17 protein-coding genes are annotated in these 17,813 nt (G+C 67.0%); 15 read left to right on the top strand and 2 right to left on the bottom strand.

Annotated features, from left to right (window positions below):
- The first annotated feature begins 149 nt into the window (after positions 1-149).
- The 13 genes from ABZ880_RS27120 to ABZ880_RS27060 all read left to right on the top strand — a co-directional run bounded on the left by ABZ880_RS27120 (position 150) and on the right by ABZ880_RS27060 (position 11,862).
- Positions 150-413, top strand: coding sequence for a hypothetical protein (locus ABZ880_RS27120; protein WP_361267536.1), 264 nt, complete (start codon positions 150-152; stop codon positions 411-413).
- A gap of 149 nt (positions 414-562) precedes the next feature.
- Entirely contained in the window at positions 563-976 is a 414-nt protein-coding gene (locus ABZ880_RS27115; protein ID WP_361267534.1) for a hypothetical protein, read from the top strand.
- Between the two features lie 130 nt (positions 977-1,106).
- Positions 1,107-2,441: a hypothetical protein gene (locus ABZ880_RS27110; RefSeq protein ID WP_361267532.1), complete on the top strand. Its 1,335-nt coding sequence runs from the start codon at positions 1,107-1,109 to the stop codon at positions 2,439-2,441.
- 2 nt (positions 2,442-2,443) lie between these two features.
- Positions 2,444-3,349 (top strand): ParB N-terminal domain-containing protein, encoded by a 906-nt coding sequence (locus ABZ880_RS27105; protein ID WP_361267530.1) that lies wholly within the window; start codon positions 2,444-2,446, stop codon positions 3,347-3,349.
- 25 nt (positions 3,350-3,374) lie between these two features.
- Positions 3,375-3,908 carry a hypothetical protein gene (locus ABZ880_RS27100; protein WP_361267528.1) on the top strand — a complete coding sequence of 178 codons (534 nt, stop codon included), beginning with the start codon at positions 3,375-3,377 and terminating at the stop codon, positions 3,906-3,908.
- Between the two features lie 53 nt (positions 3,909-3,961).
- Positions 3,962-5,398, top strand: a complete 1,437-nt coding sequence (locus ABZ880_RS27095; RefSeq protein ID WP_361267526.1) for a terminase family protein — start codon at positions 3,962-3,964, stop codon at positions 5,396-5,398.
- Positions 5,399-5,927: 529 nt separating this feature from the next.
- A complete protein-coding gene (locus tag ABZ880_RS27090) occupies positions 5,928-7,673 on the top strand; it encodes a hypothetical protein (RefSeq protein WP_361267524.1) in 1,746 nt (581 codons plus the stop codon).
- Between the two features lie 96 nt (positions 7,674-7,769).
- Positions 7,770-8,636: a relaxase domain-containing protein gene (locus tag ABZ880_RS27085; protein WP_361267522.1), complete on the top strand. Its 867-nt coding sequence runs from the start codon at positions 7,770-7,772 to the stop codon at positions 8,634-8,636.
- Between the two features lie 228 nt (positions 8,637-8,864).
- On the top strand, positions 8,865-9,572 hold the full coding sequence (locus tag ABZ880_RS27080; RefSeq protein ID WP_361267520.1) for a hypothetical protein: 708 nt from the start codon (positions 8,865-8,867) through the stop codon (positions 9,570-9,572).
- Positions 9,573-9,680: 108 nt separating this feature from the next.
- Positions 9,681-10,097: a head decoration protein gene (locus ABZ880_RS27075; protein ID WP_306501640.1), complete on the top strand. Its 417-nt coding sequence runs from the start codon at positions 9,681-9,683 to the stop codon at positions 10,095-10,097.
- 15 nt (positions 10,098-10,112) lie between these two features.
- Positions 10,113-11,162, top strand: coding sequence for a major capsid protein (locus tag ABZ880_RS27070; RefSeq protein WP_361267517.1), 1,050 nt, complete (start codon positions 10,113-10,115; stop codon positions 11,160-11,162).
- Positions 11,162-11,449 carry a hypothetical protein gene (locus tag ABZ880_RS27065; RefSeq protein ID WP_361267515.1) on the top strand — a complete coding sequence of 96 codons (288 nt, stop codon included), beginning with the start codon at positions 11,162-11,164 and terminating at the stop codon, positions 11,447-11,449. Before ABZ880_RS27070 ends, ABZ880_RS27065 begins: the two co-directional genes overlap by 1 nt.
- Before the next feature lie 80 nt (positions 11,450-11,529).
- Entirely contained in the window at positions 11,530-11,862 is a 333-nt protein-coding gene (locus ABZ880_RS27060) for a hypothetical protein (RefSeq protein WP_361267513.1), read from the top strand.
- Positions 11,863-11,952: 90 nt separating this feature from the next.
- Here ABZ880_RS27060 and ABZ880_RS27055 read toward each other — a convergent pair whose 3' ends face one another.
- Both ABZ880_RS27055 and ABZ880_RS27050 read right to left on the bottom strand, forming a co-directional pair.
- Entirely contained in the window at positions 11,953-12,909 is a 957-nt protein-coding gene (locus ABZ880_RS27055) for an HNH endonuclease signature motif containing protein (RefSeq protein WP_361267511.1), read from the bottom strand.
- Positions 12,909-14,618: a hypothetical protein gene (locus ABZ880_RS27050; protein ID WP_361267509.1), complete on the bottom strand. Its 1,710-nt coding sequence runs from the start codon at positions 14,616-14,618 to the stop codon at positions 12,909-12,911. The genes ABZ880_RS27055 and ABZ880_RS27050 overlap by 1 nt, the downstream gene beginning before the upstream one ends.
- Before the next feature lie 335 nt (positions 14,619-14,953).
- Between ABZ880_RS27050 and ABZ880_RS27045 the strand changes: the two genes are divergently transcribed.
- The gene (locus tag ABZ880_RS27045; RefSeq protein ID WP_361267507.1) at positions 14,954-15,487 is read left to right on the top strand and encodes a hypothetical protein; all 534 of its coding nucleotides are present in this window, start codon (positions 14,954-14,956) and stop codon (positions 15,485-15,487) included.
- 454 nt (positions 15,488-15,941) lie between these two features.
- Entirely contained in the window at positions 15,942-17,672 is a 1,731-nt protein-coding gene (locus tag ABZ880_RS27040; RefSeq protein ID WP_361267505.1) for an ATP-binding protein, read from the top strand.
- Positions 17,673-17,813 lie beyond the last annotated feature (141 nt).

Below are 17,813 nucleotides of genomic sequence, written 5' to 3'. Positions count from 1 at the left end.
CGAATTCCCTTCCGTATTCCATGTTCACGGAATTGAATATGTCATAAGATATAAGCACGGAAAGGGGAATTCCCTCCGGGGTTGGGGATCTGGAAATGACGGAAAACGGGAAACTCTCTGTTGGCTTCCCTCAGGTCAGGTCGGAGTACGTGGACTGGGGGTCCAAGTCGGCCCACCCTGCGATCCGTCAGATCGCGGATCACCTCTCCTCCCTCATGGCGGAGGCGCGCGATCTGGTACCTGGGCCTGCGTCGGAAGTGATCGAGGAAGTCGAGGAGACCACGGCGTCCGCGTACGCCAACGAGACCAACCGCGTCATCCGGTTCACGGCCAACTGTGCAGAAGGCCCGGTGGAGTTCGACCTCGTCGTTCAACTGGCAGCTCGCACCCCCTTCGTCTACGCGCAGGAGTAAGAGACTGGCCCGGGGCCCGCGGGGGACTCTCCCTGCGGGCCCGGCGCCCTCCGGACCCCCGCTCACTGGCAGGGGCGGGGCCGGCAAGCCCCCGGCCACCGGCACCACGCCCACGGTCGGGGTGATCAGCAGTAAGGAAGGAAGCAAGCGTGCTCACCCTGTTCACCAACCGGTTCCAGGCGTTCCAACCTCCGCAAGGGGTACCGGTGCGCATCACCCTCGGCGGCGTCCGGTTCAAGCTCCCCTACTCCCTCACCCATGCGGTGCGGGAGCTTGCGCCGCGTCGGGACTACCTCAACGCGTCCGAGCCCGAGTTCACGAAGGCGTACCGGGGGGACCTCGACCAGCTCGGCCCCGAGCGGATCGCGGCGCGGCTCCGGCAGATCGCGGATGCCGAGGGCGACCACCGCCTGGTGCTCCTCTGCTTCGAGGACCTGGCCAAGCCCGGCCTGTGGTGCCACCGAAGGATTTTCGCAGCGTGGTGGAGGGACCGCACCGGGGACGAGGTGCGCGAGCTGTCTCCCATGGAGGACGACCAATACCAGCAGGGAACCTTGATGTGAGCGTCGGAACCGCTCGGGCAATATAGGTGACATGATTCCAAGGGGCTGCGTGCTCCTTGTGTAGGTTCCAGCGCAGCGCCCGGCCCGGCACCCGCCGAGGCCGGGCGCTGTCGTTCGTTGGGAGGCGAAGATGTTCCAGGGCACCATCCCGGGTCCCATGCGCTCGATCGTGCGCGAGACCGCCAGCCTGTGGCCGAGCGGCCCGGTGTACGTCCCGTGCTGTGGGAACTTCACCATCGAACGGTCCCTGGCCGGCATGGGCTTCGGCCTCCACTCCTCCGACGTGTCCATCTACACCAGCGCGGTTGGCCGTTGGCTCACCCGGCAGCCGGTCGGCATCCAGCTCCGCGAAGAGAGCGCAGACGAACTCGGCTGGCTCGCAGACTCCTTGGACGACGGCGTCGGCACCGTGGCCACGCTCATGCTCGGCACGCGGTTTCTCGCCAGCGTCGGGCGCGAAGGGTTGTGGCACGAGCGGGTGGTGCGCTCCTACCGCGAGCAGTGGAAGGTCAAGCACGCGGAGACCGTGGAGCGGCTGTCCGGCTCGGACGTCGATCTGGCCTCGTACGAGGTGGAGGACGTGCGCTCCTGGCTCCAGAAGGTCCCCGGCGACGCTCCGGTGTGCTCTTTCCCTCCCTTCTACGGCGGCGGCTACGAGAAGCTGTACGAGCCGCTGGAAGCCCACTTCACCTGGGACGCGCCCCACTACGAGCCGCTGTCGGACGACGACGTGGTCAGCGTGCTCGGCGCGATCACGGACCGGCCGTACTGGCTGACGGCCTCCAACCACAGCGTGCCCGAACTGCGCCCGTACTTGCGCGGCGTGATCAAGGCAACGCCGCGCGCCGCTCCCTTCTACGTGTACGCCAGCGAGGCCCCCACGAGGATCGTCGCCCCGCGCCAGCCGATCGACCCGGTGAAGATCCCGCGCCTGCGCGAGGGCGAGGAACTGGCCGGCCCGCTCTCGCTCTCGCTGCTCAAGCCCGGCCAGTTCAACGCGCTGCGCTCCCGGTACCTCAACCCCAGGATCGCTCCGGGCGCGGCGAACCTGGCGGTCGCGGTGAGGGACGGAGGCGGGCGGCTGCTGGGTGTGTTCGCGATGGCCCCGAGCACGTTCACCCCAGATGAGGCGTACGTGCTCTCGGACTTTGCGGTCGCGCCGACCGACTACCCCCGGTTGTCGAAGCTGATCGTGATGGCGGCCACGAGCGCCGAGGCCCAGTTGCTGTGCCAGCGGGCGTTCTCGCGGCGCATCCGGCGCGTGGCGACGACCGCGTTCAGCAACAACCCGGTGTCGATGAAGTACCGCGGGCTGCTGCGGCTGAACAAGCGCAGCCCGTCGAACGAGGACGGCTGGAAGTTCCAGCTCCAGTACCAGGGGGTGATCGGCCAGCACTCGTTGGCCGAGGCCCTTCAGATGTGGGCGAAGCGGTGGGGTGCCCCTACGACGAAGACGGGAGTCTGATCATGGAGACCGAGTCCACTCGCCTTGCCCCGCCGCAGATGGTGCAGGGCGACCCGCGCACGCTGACGCTGCTCGACGTCAACGCGAGGTTCCTGCCGCACGAGCAGTTTCGGCAGCTCGTGGCGAACATCGAGCGGGACGGGCATCTGACCTCGACGCCGCTGGTGTGGAACGACCACGAGTCAGGGCGGCTGGTCGTACTGTCCGGGAACCACCGCACGCTAGCCGCGATCGAGGCCGGCCTGCCGCAGATCTGGTGGATGCAGATAGACGAGCCGCTGGGCCGCCAGCGGCAGATCGCGCTTCAGCTCTCGCACAACGCGATTGCGGGTCAGGACGATCCGGCGATCCTGAAGGAGCTGTACGACGAGCTGGAGTCGGTGGAGTGGCGGCAGTACACGGGCCTGGACGACAAGACCCTTGACCTGCTGGAGAAAGTGGACGTCGCCTCCCTCGGGGAAGCGAACCTGGACTTCGCCAGCGTCCAGTTCATGTTCCTGCCCGCCGAGTTGGAGCGCGCCGAGACGGCGTTCGATGCGGCCCGCTCCACGGCGACGGCGGATCAGCGGTGGGCGGCTGGGTTGGAGCAGTACGAGCCGGTGCTCGATGCGCTGGAGTCCTCCCGGGCCGCGTACAAGATCGGCAACTCCGCTACGGCGCTCGGCGTGATCCTCGCCGTGTTCGAGCGGCACCTGGGAGAGCTGGCCGAGGGCTGGTTCGACGCAGCCACCGGGGAGCCGACGCGGGCGGGGACGGCGCCGCTGGAGACGGTATTCGGCGTGCGGGACCTGCCGGTAGAGACCGCGGCAGTCGTACGGACTGCCATCGATCGGATGGTGCAGGACGGCACTGTGCCCGCTGACGAGCCGTGGAGGGCGCTGGAAGTCCTGGCCGCCCAGAACAACTAGAAGGCCGTCGGCCAGGAGGTGAGCGGTGGCCGAGGACACCGTGGAGTCCTGGGAGCGGCAGAGCGGGGAGTCGGTCCAGGCGTTCGAGGCGTTCGCCGTGTACCGCGATCTCGGCTCAGCGCGGAGTCTGACAAAGGCAGCACGCGAGTTGCATAAATCCCGCACGCTGCTGGGCCGTTGGTCGCGCCAGTTCGCATGGGTGATGCGGGCTGTGGCCTACGACCGGGAGCAGGACCGTCTGTTCCTCGCGGAACAGATGCAGGCGCGACGCGATATCGCCCGCCGGCACGCGAAGTTGGCTCAGGCCGTACAGAGCAAGGCCGTCGCGCGGCTCCAGATGCTCGACCCGCGGGAGCTGTCGCCCTCGGAACTGCTGCGCTACGTCCAGGTCGCGGCGGAGATCGAGCGTCGGGCCGTGGGCGAGGCACCGGCGGTCGGGACGGTCGAGGGCCGGGACCAGGACGCGGACGTGGACGCTCTGTCGGACGAGGATCGCCGGGCGCGGATGGATCAGCTGCGCCGCGAGCTGGAGCGCCGGTTGTCGGAGGGCGTGCAGTGAGCCGGGGCCGGGCTAAGCGGCGGCAGATCGAGGGGTTTGCTGACCCAGCGGTGATGACCGACGAGCAGCTGAGGGCTGAGGTCGCGGCGCTGGTGCGGGCCGATGAGCTGTCGGCGCGCCGGTGGGCATGCGAGGTCCCAGATTGTGACGGGCTGCCCCATCCGGGGTGGCTGCACCATCACGCCCGAGCGGCGCAGCGTCGGCCGCTGTGGCTGTGGACGGTGTGGATGCTGCTCACCGGCCGTGGCTGGGGGAAGTCCCGGACGGCGGCGGAGGCGGTGCGGGACTGGGCGCAGACGCCGGGGCTGCAGATCGCGGTGGTGGCGAGAAACGCGACGCTGGTGCGGGACATCTGCTTTGAGTCGCCCAAGAGCGGGTTGTTGTCGGTGTTCCCACCGCAGGAGGTGGCGAAGTACAACTCGTCGCTGGGCGAGACGACGCTCAGGTTGACGAACGGCACGGTCATCAGGGGGTTCGGCGCGGAGACGCCGGACAATTTGCGTGGCTGGGCGTTCGACAAGGCGTGGTGCGACGAGTACGCGGCGTGGAACCGGATCACGGCGCAGGCGGTGTACGACATGCTGTGGTTCTGCCTGCGCGAGGCGGACACTCCGCAGGTCGTCATCTCTACGACGCCGAAGCCGCTCCCGCACGTCAAGCGGCTGGTCGAGCGCGGCCGGGCGCAGGAGGAGGCGCACCGGAAGGGTGGAACGCCGCCTCGGGTGGTGCTCACCCGCGGGCACATGCGGGAGAACGACGCAAACCTGTCGTCGGCGGCGCGCGAGGAGCTGGAGGAGGAGTACGCCGGCACCCGGCTGGGCCGGCAGGAGCTGTCGGGCGAGCTACTCGAGGACGTGGAGGGCGCGCTGTGGAAGGGCTGGATGCTGGAGGTCGAGGGCTTCCGGTCCCGCCCCGAGCATCTGCCGGACCTTCAGCGGGTCGTGGTGGCCGTGGACCCGGCGACCAAGAGCCATGAGGACGCGGACATGACGGCGTTCACGGTGGCGGGGCGCGGGTTCCCGGTGGACACGATGTTCGGGGACGACCGTCCCCGCGGGTATCTGCTGCACTGCGAGCAGGACCGGTACACGCCGACGCAGGCGATGAAACGGGCCGCGACGCTGTATCACGAGCACCGTGCGGACTGCGTGGTCATCGAGGCGAACAACGGCGGCGACTACCTGCCTGCGTTGCTGGAGCAGGTGGACCCGACGGTGAACTGGCGGATCGTTCATGCCACGCGGGGGAAGCGGGCGCGGGCAGCTCCGGCGGCCCAACTGTACGAGCAGGCGCGGGTGTCGCACGTTGGTCCGGCTCGGCGGTTCGCGCCGTTGGAGGAGCAGATGACCACGTTCGTAGGCCAGGGCGAGACGGAGGACTCCCCGGACTTGCTCGACAGCGCGGTGTGGGCGCTATGGGACCTGTTCCTCGACCCGACGATGCCGCCACCGCGTGGCGGCGATGATCAGCGTCTGAGCGGCCGAAGGTAGCTGGCGGGTACTCACTCTCGGGGGTGGCCGAAGATCGCGCGTAGGACATGTAACGAACGCTGCCTGATGTCTGGGTCGGGGTGAGCGATGGCCAACGTGATGACCACCGAGAGGGTGGAACCGAGGACGGCGAGTGCCGGTGCGAAGTCCATGCGAGGACGGTAGAAGCGGCCGGTGCGGCGCGGGAACCGGTTCGGCTGTCGCGGATGGTGCGCAACACCCGCGCCACACGTTGCTGTTGTCCGGGGGCCGTACGAGCTTGCTACCCCGTTCGGCGCGCTCGCGTTGGCGGGCGGGTTACTAATGGGCGGTACGGCCCCGGGGGAGCAGGATGTCACAGCGGGACGTCGGGTCCTCGGGGGCGACGACGTGAGCCAGATAACGGCATACGCGCGATATCTGGCCAATGGGGTGAGAGGCGTGCAGGCGTCGGCGCCAGCCGTGACGTGCCCAGCGGTGCCGTGCAGAGCGAGCGGGATCGACGACGGCGCTTAGGCTGAGTGGACGGCGCGGGGCCGACCTTCCTGGAGTGGATGTGGGCCTGCGCCAATTCGTGATCGATGCGTGGTCGTGGCTGAACTACAAGCCAGTGATGGCGGAGGCGGGGCGTCCCGGCAGCCGCGCCTTCCCGGAACTGGCCAAGACGTGGGTGCCGCCGTACGAGTTGCGGCGGCTGGCCGCATACAAGGTGCTGGCGTCGTACGACAACAACCAGGCCGGACAGCTCGCGGCGACCGGGGGCGACGCGAGTGCGCTGGAGCGTCGGGAGCTGGGCGATGCCGCGAACCTTGTGGACACCGCTCTCGGCTACCTCCTCGGCTCGGAACAGAAGGTGGCGGTCGAAGGCGCGGAGCACGCCGACGAGGAGACGCCGACACCGGGGGCGGCGGAGGCCGCCGCAGTGCAGGACCGACTGCGGAAGTGGGCGGACAAGGAGCTGCTGACGTTCCGGGTGCAGCAGGCGGAGCGTACGGCGGTGCTGCTCGGGGACAGCGTGTTGGCGTTGGCGTGGAATCCGGAGAAGCAGCGGCCGACGCTTCGGGCCTACGATCCGGGGTTCTTCTTCCCGCAGTGGGACGACGAGGACGACGACTTTCCGCACAGGGTGCATCTGGCGTGGGAGTTGCCGGCGGACGACGACGCGGGGTTGAAGGCGCGGGTGCGTCGGGTGACGTACGAACTCGGGCCGATCGACGAGGGCGGCGACGACGATGCGGATGGCGTAGGTGCGTCGGGTCGCACGTATCCGTGGGAGCCGGGCCGGACATCGAATGTGACGTGCTACCTCACCGATGCGGAGTGGCTGCTTGATGACCTGAAGAGCGGGGAGGCGCTGGACCATCTGCCGATGGGCAAGGCGAGCTTCCGAGTGCGATCGGACGGCACGGAGTTGAACCGGCTGGACTTGATGATCGACTTCGTTCCGGTGGTGCACATCGCGAACACGATCCCGAACGGCGGGGAGCACTGGGGGCGTTCGGTGCTCGCACGGGTTCTGCAGGCGCTCGACGAACTCGCGGCGACGGACTCGGACAGCTCGGCGGCGTCGGCGACGACAGGCACGCCGATCATCGGACTCGCCGGTGCCCGGCTGCCGGTGGATCGGGCGACGGGCAGGCCACAGGAGCTTGAGGTGAAGGCCGGGGCCGTGTGGCAGCTTGGTGAAACGGGGCGGATGGATGCGCTGGACACGTCGCCTCAGCTGGCTGAGTTGCGGGCGCGGGTGGATCACTTGCTGGAGCGGATCGCGGCCAACTCGCGGGTGACGGCGGCCGGGCTCGGCACCTTGGACGCCACGGAAGTGCCGTCGGGGTACGCGCTGAAGCTGGCGCTGGGGCCGCTGGACGCGCTGATCGGCATGATGCGGCTCGCCCGCGAGCACAAGTACAGGTTGCTGTTCAAGATGGTCCAGCGGCTGTACCAGGCCGGGCGGGCTGAAGGCTGGACGGTCGGGGAGACGCTGCCGGCGCGGCTGGCTTGGGCGCCGCACACACCCACGGACAGGGGTGCGGTACTGGAGGAGGTGGTCAAGGCGTACGGGGCCGGGGTGCTGTCGCTGGAGACGGCCGTGTCGATGCTGCTGGAGGCTGGGTACCCGATCAAGGATGCCTCGCAGGAGGTAGAGCGGATCAGAGCGAAGGCGGAGCAGGAAGCCGCAGCGAGGGTGGCGGAAGTCGCTGTGAGGCGGGGTGCACAGGTTCCAGAGGACGGGGACGGCCAGCAGGCTGATGGCGCGAGGGCCACGCAGGTGTTGTCGACTGGGGCTACACGTTGATCGTCCGATCTGCTTCAGATCCCTCGGTGTTCGATTGCCAGGTGGGCCGGACTACCGCTGTGATGGTTTCGACTGGTGCAGCGAGAGGGGTATTCCGTGCTGACGGTTCGCACGCTTCGGGTAGCTAAGGACGAGGCCCGGCGGGCCGTGGAGCCTTTGGCAGCACCGGGGGCGTTCGTCAGGCCGGAGGATCCACCGGACCGGCTGGCGAACACGATGTGGGTGGGTGCGGCCGAGGCATTGGGGTGCCTGGGACTCAAGGCAGGCACAGAGGCAAAGACCGGGGCCCTGGCCGCGGCGATAGCAGGGCAACACACCATCAGTGGGGCGCGGGTTCGCGGGGACGGTGCGGCGTTCGACCTGACGTTTCTGGTGCCGCCATCGGTGTCCTGGGTCTGGGCCCAGGGCAGGGCGGATCTGCGCGTCAGGGTGGAGAAGACAGTCGTTGACGCCGCCTACCACTGCCTTCAGTACCTGATCTGGAAACTTCGGGGCGACAGCGTCGTGGCAGTCCCCGGGTTTGCCGCTGCCGTGGCGCTCCACGCGGTCGGGCAGCCACAGCATCAGGCGCCGCCACCGCCGTTGCTGCATGTGCATAGCTATCTGGTCGGTGTCCTTGACGAGTTCGGAGAACTGCGCGGCCCGCGTCGGTCGTCACTGTTCGAGGACGATGTGGTCCTGGCGAGTGGTGCCTTTGGCCGGGCGAAGCTGGCCGAGGACCTGCGCGGGCTCGGGTTCGGCACCGAGGTGGTCAGTGGCCGTGACGGCCGCCTCTCCTTCGAGATCTCTGGCGTGCCCGAAGGGCTGCTGCGGGTGGGGGAGTCGGCGGACAAGGGCTGTGCGGGTTTGGGGCAGGAGACCGACCATGAGCCATGGGAGCCCGTTCCGCCGGAGCCAGACCCGTGGGAGCCAGATCCCTGGGAAACCGATCCATGGGAGAGCGGCCCGTGGCGCAACGGCTGACGACGCATTTGGTCGGCGTCGGCCTCTGGTGCCCCAGTACTACAGGGCCTGATCGTCCTCCCTCCGAGCGGCCTGCCGAGTCCCTGACCGGAGTTGCACGCTAGGAGCCCGCCCGCCATCACTCCAGGTGCAGGACCTGCGTATGGGCAGGTTGTGGATGGATGCTCGATTGTCGGCGGCGATGGCTACACTGATCGTCAGCGCGGGGGCGCGCTCTGGAGGAATTGCATGGTCCGGCCCCTGCCGCCACGCCGTCCTATCGGCTTCCGCCGTGATGGGCGGCCGATCTATCCGATTCTCGGTGCCTCTTCGGAGGACGAGACGAACGACCAGCTGGACGAGGGCGCCGACACGGGCGGCTCGGATCAGCAGGTCACTGTGACCCAGGACCGTCTGGGGAAGTTGCTCACCCGGGAGAAGGCACAGGGTGAACGGGCCGCGATCAAGCGACTGTTGTCCTCACTTGGGTTCGACACCCCGAAAGCTCTGTCCGAGTTCGTGTCCACGCAGCGGGAGGCCGAGCAGGCCGCGCTGTCGGAGGTGGAGCGCCGCGAACAGGCAGCGCAGGAGCGGGAGTTGCAGGCCGCACGTCGGGAGGAGCTGGCCGCTGAGAGAGAACGCGCCGCGCTTCGCCGGGCCGCTCTGATGGCGCTCGGCGCGGAGGGCGACGACCTGGTAGACGCGGAGCGTCTGCTGGCCGTGGAAGATGAGGACGCCGACGAGGCCCAGGTCCAGGCCGCCGCCGAACAGCTCCGCACCCGGCGTCCCGAGCTGTTCGGAGAGGTGCGCACACCGGTGTCGGCCGCCCCCGCGGGCGCACCGGCCGGGCGCGGTCCGACCCGCACGACGCCGGTGTCCAAGCCCGGTTCGGCCGGGCTGGAGATGGCCAAGCGCCGCGGTCTGATCCCCGAGTTCAGCGACACCGCCGCCCGGTAATACTGGGCCCAGCCCTTTGGGGGGACCACGCCCCCAGAACTTCGTGGACGACATCGCCTCCGTGGGCGGTGTGCGGATTCTGACCGCAGCGTCCATGGAGACACGCACATGACCATCCAGCCCGTCTCGAAGTCCGAATACACCACCGCCAACCGCGAGTGGCTGGCTTCCCTGCACGGCACCGATTCCGTCGACACGATCACCCTCGATCTGAACCTGTTCTGCGAGGGCACCCACTACGTGTGCGGCGACGGCTGCGACCCGTACGGTCGGGTGCTGTCCGGTGTCCCGGTCGGCAGGGTCGCGGAGTCCGGTCTGTACGGCCCGTACGATCCGGAGGCGCACTGCGGCCGTCAGATCCTGCGCGGCTTCGTGATCGCGGAGGCCCCGTTCGCGCCGGGCCAGACCCGTGTTCCGGCCGCCCTGCTGTGGCACGGCGCGGTGAAGGCGTCGAAGGTGCCCGGCGGGATCGACGTGTCCCAGCTCGTGTGGCACCCGCGTGCCGCGCAGATCCGCTTCGTCTGAGCGGGGGCTTGAGCTGTGACGATTCAGGACCTGCTCAAGGACGTCTCGGTCATGGACCTGACGGCGTTCGCCAGGGCGATCCCGTCCCCGAAGGACTTCCTCCTCACCCAGACGATCTTCCCTACGGTGGAGATGCGGGAGGTGAAGTGGCGCACCCGCGACTCCGGCCGGTACGTCAACGTCGCCAAGTACCGGGCGTTCAACGCCAGTGTTCCGTTCGCGACCCGTGAGGCCTGGCAGACCTCCCGCGAGGGCGCACTGCCCGCGTTGGGGCAGAAGCTCGTTGTCTCCGAGCAGGAGCAGATCTTGCTGGAGGCGTCGCACGGCTCGGATCAGGACCGGCTGATCGAGCTGCTGTACGACGACGTGGAGCGCCACGTCGAGGCCATCCGGTCCCGGCTGGAGCTCGCCGCCGGCGACGTGCTCAGCGACGGCCGGTTCACGCTGGAGCAGGAGAACGGGCTGACGCTGGAGGTGGACTGGAACGTCCCCGCCGCGAACATGCCGGTCGCCCGGATTCCGTGGTCGGACCCGGCCTCCGACCCGATCGCGGACGAGCTGCGGTGGATACAGCAGCTCGACGACATCGGCGCCCCGGAGCCAGAGATGGTGATCACCTCCCGGAAGGCGTTCAGCTACCTGGCGGCGAACAATGCCTACCGGGCGGCGTACTACGGGTCCGTGAGCCCGTCGACCACGCCGACGGCGACGCTCACCCCGCAGCAGATCAACGTGGTGCGCGGCAACTATTCGCTGCCGCCGATCCAGTTCTACAAGGCCCAGGTGCGAGTGGACGGCAAGCCGCGCAAGGTGCTGCCTGAGGACCTGTGGATTCTGGTGCCACCGGAGCGGGAGAAGTGGGCGCAGACCCTGTACGGGGTGACGGCGGAGGCCCTGGTGCTGTCGCGGGGGACGAACCCGGAGATCATCCGGGAGGACGCCCCTGGCCTGATCATCACCCGAGGTGTCCAGGATGACCCCGTGCAGATCTGGACCAAGGGCGCCGCGGTCGGGATGCCGGTCATGCACACCCCGGACGCACACATCGTGGCGAAGGTCCTGTGATGGCGGGCCGCGGGCGGCTGAAGGCTGCGGTGTACGTACAGGACCCGACCACGAGGGAGGAACTCGTCCTGCTGCCGGGCGACTGCCCGGAACCGGAGGTGGCCGCCCTGATCACCAATCCGGACGCGTGGGACGTCCCGCCGGACGACTGTGAGGAGCCGGACGAGGCGGTCTCGGTGGAGAAGCCAGAGCCGACCGAGAACAAGGACGACGGCCAGGAGGACGACGCCGGCGCGAACGGGACGAAGAAGCCGCAGACCCGGCGCTCCCGCTCGTCCGGGTCGTAGGATGACGCTCGTACGGCTCGTCACCAGCATCCCCCGTCTGGTGACGGGCCGTACCTCGTTCGTTGGAGGGGCAGTCCCCTGTGGATGAGTTTCAGAGATCGTGGCTGCTGGCGCAGCTCGGCCCGGACACTGACCCGGCCGACTTGGAGCGCCGGTACTTCCGGCTGCGGTCGGTGCGTGCCGTCGCCCTCGAGGTGTTGGGCGAGCGCCGGGCCAAGCTCCTCGCGGACCCGTTGAAGGTCACCGTCGACGGCGTGGTGACGATGGACCTCCAGGAGAACCTGCGCGGCATCGAGCGGCAGATCGAGCAGGTCCGTCAGACGCCCGCCCCGGATGATCCCAGCGAGGAGGATGAGGCCGCAGAAGCAGTCATGGAGGTGACGTGGCTGTCATCCACGCACCGCTACAGGTAGACGGACACGTGCCTCCGCGAAATACAGCGACGCTTCGCCCATGCTGCTACGCGGCTTCAATCGAATCGAAGGTCATCGACATACTGTGAGCTATTCGGCCACGACTGAAGCGAGTCGTTTGGGGCCGACCCACCTGTCCAGACGCCACGGGTCATGTTGCTCGCAGTACACGGCGACGTTTACCGGAGTCAGGGCTCCTCGCTGGTTCCTGGGCCCGGCGAAGAGCTCGGTCTCCTCGATTCGCAGGGTGCAGCCCTCGGGTGCCTCACAGCGCCTTCGCGTAGCTACGGTGCGGAGTATCCACAGCGGTTGCGGCTGGGTGATTGGTCCCAATGCCGGATGCTCGAATATCCCTACAGACCACGGGATGACATCGTAGATATTCGTGTAGCGGTTCTTCACCGAATTGCACCAGCCGCAGGCAAGGCGGAGATTGCCAACTCCTGTCTCACCGCCTTCCGCAACCGGCACCACGTGGTCAACCTCGATACACAGCTGGGCCGAGCGCACTCCTCGGGGGCGCGTGAAGTCGACGAGCAACGTTTCTGGCGGGCTGCTCTTGGATATGCCGAGGAACCTATCCCGAGCTTCCCCTCCGAACTCAAATCCGCATAGGTAACAGCGGGGTGCTGGCTGACCGAGAGCCCAGAGTTCTTCCCGTAGGGCCGCACCAATTGCCGATCTCCTCCTGCTGCGCCGGGCTGACACGAGTTGCCATGCAAAACGTGTCAGAATCCGCGCGTACTCTTTGCGCTCATCCATTGGGACTTGCGGGCTCACTGCGTTGACGTGGGCAAGTATGGGGACGTGCAAGTGGCCGATGGTTAGGGCAGGGTCCAGCTCAAACGGTGCTAGGTCTACCAGACTTTCGATAAACCAGCGCCCCCACACGGTGGACAGGTCACCGCGCAGCAGCCATCCATGGTTTCCTGCGATGACATCTGGCACTGTGTACTTGGCGAGGGATTTGAGTGCCTCGTCCGACCAGTTGTTGTCCAGGGCGTTCTTTATTTCAGCGAAGAACTCGCCGACTTCCTGGGGTTGCATCACGCCCCAGCAACCGGGTTGAACAGCCCTTCCTTGGGAAGCGATTCAGGATTCTTCCGGTAGCTGTGCCATAGGCTGGCCCACCTCCGTCGGACAGCGGGAGTGTCCTTCTTTTCGACCTTCCAGTTGCGGTTGAAGTACGCGAGGTTCACACCCTCAAGCCAAGACTCCATCGTGGCGTTGACGTCATCAACGCTGTTCAGGGTCCTCTTCTGGAGGCGCAGAAACTCGAAGTAGTCCGCCGCAAGGATGGTCAGACTGATCTTGTTGAAGAGGTTGCTGTTCGTCGTGCCCCAGGCGTTTGACGCCTCGGGGTCGTCGGCACCGAACTTCTCCTTGATGATCGTGTAGAAGCGGATGAAAATGGCCCTCCATGGGCCATCCGGACGCGCCCACTCCGCCAGCTTCTCGTCGTGCGTTTCGAAGGCGGCGACGAGTGCGCTCTCATCCAGGTGGTACTTGCTCCACGCGCGTGCCCAGTCGGTTGGCTCGCTGTACAGCTTTCCGCCGGAGAGCTCTCGGAAGATACCGACCAGGCCCTTGAGAACCGGCCACTGGAGGGCAGTCGACCTGTCGCCGGCAGGTCCCGTTATGCCGGTCTGGACGCAGTTCTTGAACGGGCTGTCGTCGGCGCGCGTGAGGTAGGCGATCGCCTGCGAGTCGTCCAACTTGATGCCGGCGTCCTTGAGTCTTTGCGCGACAGGATCCAGCTCCTCCTTGCTCAAGCTGGTGGACACGATGGTGCCGAGGAGCGCCTTGCCCATGGGCGTGGCCTTCTGGTTCACGACCACGAACTGGAAGACGTGCTCACTCGGGTTGGGGTCCATGAGGAGCGACACAGGAAGGCGCCGCGCGTGCTTCGCGATGAACTCGGCTTTGGCCTGTGCAGGGTCCTTACCCTCTTCGGCGGCTTCGAGCAGGAAGGCTTCGCCGTCGCCTCCCTCGGCCCGGCTCTCCGCAGCCAGCACCGCGCCTTTGAGGCGGTGCTGGCCGTCCACGAGCATGATCGGCTTGAGGTAGCTGATCATCGCTGCGCGGTCGAAGCCAAGAATGCGTTCGGGCTTCTTGTCGGGGTCAAGGGCTTCCAAGACCCGGACGCGCCCCTTGAGCTCGGTGTAGAAGTCGATCAGGTGGGTCTCATCGGTGAGCAGGACGCTTGCGGCGTCGTCGCCGCTCCCGTTGCCGTTCTCTTCGACGCTGTCGTCGTCATCGTCGTCTTCCTCGACCAAGTCGTCGATGCCGTGCTCCTTGCGGCCTCGCTCCATGATCGACGACAGACGCTCCTGGTCGAGGGGGGCTTCCTTGAGCTCTGGAACACGCGCTTCGAGCCGTTCAACGACCCGTGACATCAATGCCAGCAGCGAGGACTCGCTGAAGTCCGGGCTCACGATCTCCAGGGTGCCGAAGTCGGCGGACCCGTCCAACGGTGTGAACTTCACCGAAGTCTCCCCCTGCGGGGCAGCAAGGAGCGGGTTCTGCACGATGTTGCGTTCATCGTGGTAGAAGCTGGAAAGCTCCTTGATGCGGGTCTTGTTCTCCTGGCGCTGGAACCCGATCGTCTCCTCGTCTTCCAGCCGACTCCGCTGAGGAACGCCGACCCACTGATCGATCTCGGTGGCCGGTGCGGCGAAGAAGACCAGCGGCTTGCCGGACGGCGTCTGCTGCGTGATGTGCGCCGGGTACGTATAGGTCATCGTCTTCGCGTTCACGCAGAAGCCTCCACAACAACATGATCCAGGGTTCCCCCAACGCTACCCGGTCGACGTGCGGCAGAGGTGCCCGTTCGGATCGACACGAGTCCGAATCGCTGACCTGCGCTGACGTCAAACCATCCAGCAGGTGCGGGAGTTGGTGAGGGGATCGGTCGTCAACCTGTCCCCTTGGAGATGTGAGCCTTCCACTGCCGAGTGTCAGTGGCGAGGTCTACAGTTTCAACACCTGCTCATGCCGAAGTCGACCGAACGGCGACGACGGCCAAAGGGCGAGCGGGTCACAACTGAGTGGGTCCGGCATATAGCAGCCGGGCACCCGGGGAGGAGCATTGATGCTCCAGCAGGACGGCGTGCGCGTCGAGACGATGTGCCGCCTGTACACGAAGAACAAGGCAAGGCCGTGGGACGGCGAGTACCTCGACGTTCTCGATACCGCTCTGAATCTCGCACTTGGCCACAGGCGTGTCGCCGACGACCCTAACCTGTTGTGCCGGAACGTCATCCGGGACGCACGTCGCACGATCCGTCGCTCGGCGGCCAACGCCCGCCGCAGTGCTGCTTGTCGGCCACTGGCCGACGCTGCTCGCCGTCGCGCATCCACTACCGCGGCGGACGGGACGCCCGTCGTCGAGATGGTCACGTACGACACCCCCGAGGCGCGTGCCCTTGTCACCGAAACGCTTCAGGAGCTGACGGCTTTCGCCAGGACGCTTGGTCCTCACGGCCCCGGCTGTCTCCAGGGCATGCTCGATATGGCGACCGTCCCGGACTCCGCCAGGCAGACCAGCGTGTCTGTGGCTACGGTTGAGCGTGCCCGACGCGCCCTCCGTACCCACGCCCGGGCGCTGATCTGCGGCACCGCATGAAGGCGTCCGTCGACGGTCACGTCCGGATAGCTGAGCCGTACGAGGGCACTACCCGTGTTGCTCTCCGGCTCACGCGCAGCGTCGTGAACATGCAGATCCCGACCGGGACCATCGGGGCTTATCTCCTGATGGAGTACGACCAGGACGGTGCCCGCCCGCTGTACGTGGGACGGTCGGACACCTGCCTCCGCCGGAGGTTATGCCGTCATCCGCTCCGCGGACGTGCGACCCACTTTGTCGTGGCCCCGGCCCGCAACTCCCACCAGGCCTACGCGATGGAGTCCTACTGGTACCACGAATACCAGGCCGCGGGCCGCGTGGTCCGGAACCAGATACACCCCGCCAGCCCCGCCGGAACGGGCCGCCGCTGCCCGTTCTGCCCCGAAGACGCCATCAAACGCGCCCTGAGTCGGGCGCTGCCTCAACCTCGCCACTCTGACACCAGGAGCACACCATGACCACCGCCGACATGGACATCATCCCGGTCGTCCTCTCCGGCCAGGCCCTTCTCAGCCTCCGCGAGTCCGGCCACAACTTCCCCTCCGCCGTCGGGGAAGTGATCGACAACAGCATCGAAGCCCGCGCGAACCACATCCAGATCATCACCGAAGAAGCGATGAAGAGCCGCAAGAAGACCCTCACGCAGGTCTCCTTCATCGATGACGGAGAGGGCATGGACGACGAGACGCTGCAGCACTACCTGCAGCTCGGCTTCTCCAAGCGGTTCATGTCCGAGAAGACCATCGGCAAGTTCGGCGTCGGCGCAAAGCTCGCCAGTCTCAGCGTCGGCATGCGCATCGACGCCTGGTCCCGCGTCGAAGGCAGCGAGCAGATCAAGCACGTGTTCTTCGACCTCGAAGAGGGCATCGAGGCCGAGAAGCGCGGCGACAAGGTCGGCATCTACCCTCCCGATGACGAGCCGCTGCCGGCCCACCTTGAGGTCTACTTCCCCGAGGGCTCGGGCACCTTGGTGATGTGGTCGAAGATCGACCGGGTCTCCGACGGCCATGGCCGGAGCACACCGGACCACATCCGCAACGAGATGAACAAGGAACTTGCCCGCATCTTCCGTGAGTTCCTCAGTGGTGGCATCCGTATCACCGTCGACCACACGGACTTGAAGCCCCACGACCCGACCTTCCTCCGCAAGGGCACCTGGGCCGACCAGGTACTCACCGAGGAGCTCGCACGCACCAGCGGCGAATCCCGAGCCGAGGCCCGGCACTTCCACGGCCAGGTCTTCTTCAACGAAGAAGTCAAGGTGCAGGGCACCGATCACAAGATCCGCGTCGTCGTCGCCCTGGCCCCTCCGGACGTCCTGCGCTTCAAGGGCGCCGGCGGCGACGCCTTCGCCAAGCGACTGCGCATCCCCGACAACGAGGGCGCCATCAGCTTCATGCGGCTTGACCGCGAGATCAGCTACACCCTTGTGCCCAAGCTCTTTCCCGATGGGATCAAGACCAAGGACCGGTACATCGGCTTCGAGGTGTACTTCACCCCGGAACTCGACCGCATGATGGGCGTGCGCAACGTCAAGCGCGGCGCGGTCCCCGCTGATGAACTCCGCAGGACCCTGCGGACCATCGCGGAGAGCGTCATCCCGAAGGCCCGCGACGAGATCGACCGCGTGTGGGGCGAGGTCAACCGCGACGACGCGGTGAAGTCCGGCGAACACGCACCCATCACGAAGGCCCTCAAGGACGCGGACCGCACCATGCCCAAGGCCCGGGTCAAGCAGGTTCCCACGCCGGCACAGCAGGAGAGGGAGTACGACAACCTGGCCAAGGACGCGGGTCGGAACACGACGAAGGAGGAGACGGCCGCCTACAAGCAGGAGATCAAGGACCTTCCGTTCATCATCGAGACGGTGGACGTGCCCGGAGACGATCTCTTCCAGCTCACGCACCTCAAGGAACAGACGATCATCCGCCTGAACCAGCGGCACCTCTTCTACCAGGAGATGTACGAGCCCCTGCAACTGCTGTCGAAGGAGGGCGGCACGAGCACCGCCACCAACGCTTCCGCAACGGCTCGCCGAGCGATCGAAGCGATCACCCTCCTCCTGGTGGCGTATGCGAAGGCCGAGTCGATGCACGAGACACCGGTCGACCAGTACAAGGAGCTGCGGAAGTGGTGGGGCAGCTTCACTGAGCAGTACCTCACCAAGATCAAGGATGTCCTCTGAGGTCAGCTGACCCTCTGCGGAGAACGTGAAGGGCCGGCGGCGACACGTACGTGTCGCCGCCCCCCCCCCGGACCCCCCGAGCCCACGCCCGCCCAAAACAAAGGGAACGCGGCGGGGAGGGGAAGACAGGTGAGAAACAAG

The sequence above is a fragment of the Streptomyces sp. NPDC047043 genome (assembly GCF_040644055.1).
Taxonomy (GTDB): domain Bacteria; phylum Actinomycetota; class Actinomycetes; order Streptomycetales; family Streptomycetaceae; genus Streptomyces.
Note: the sequence above shows the minus strand (reverse complement) of the source record. Positions and strands in the feature narration are given on the sequence as shown.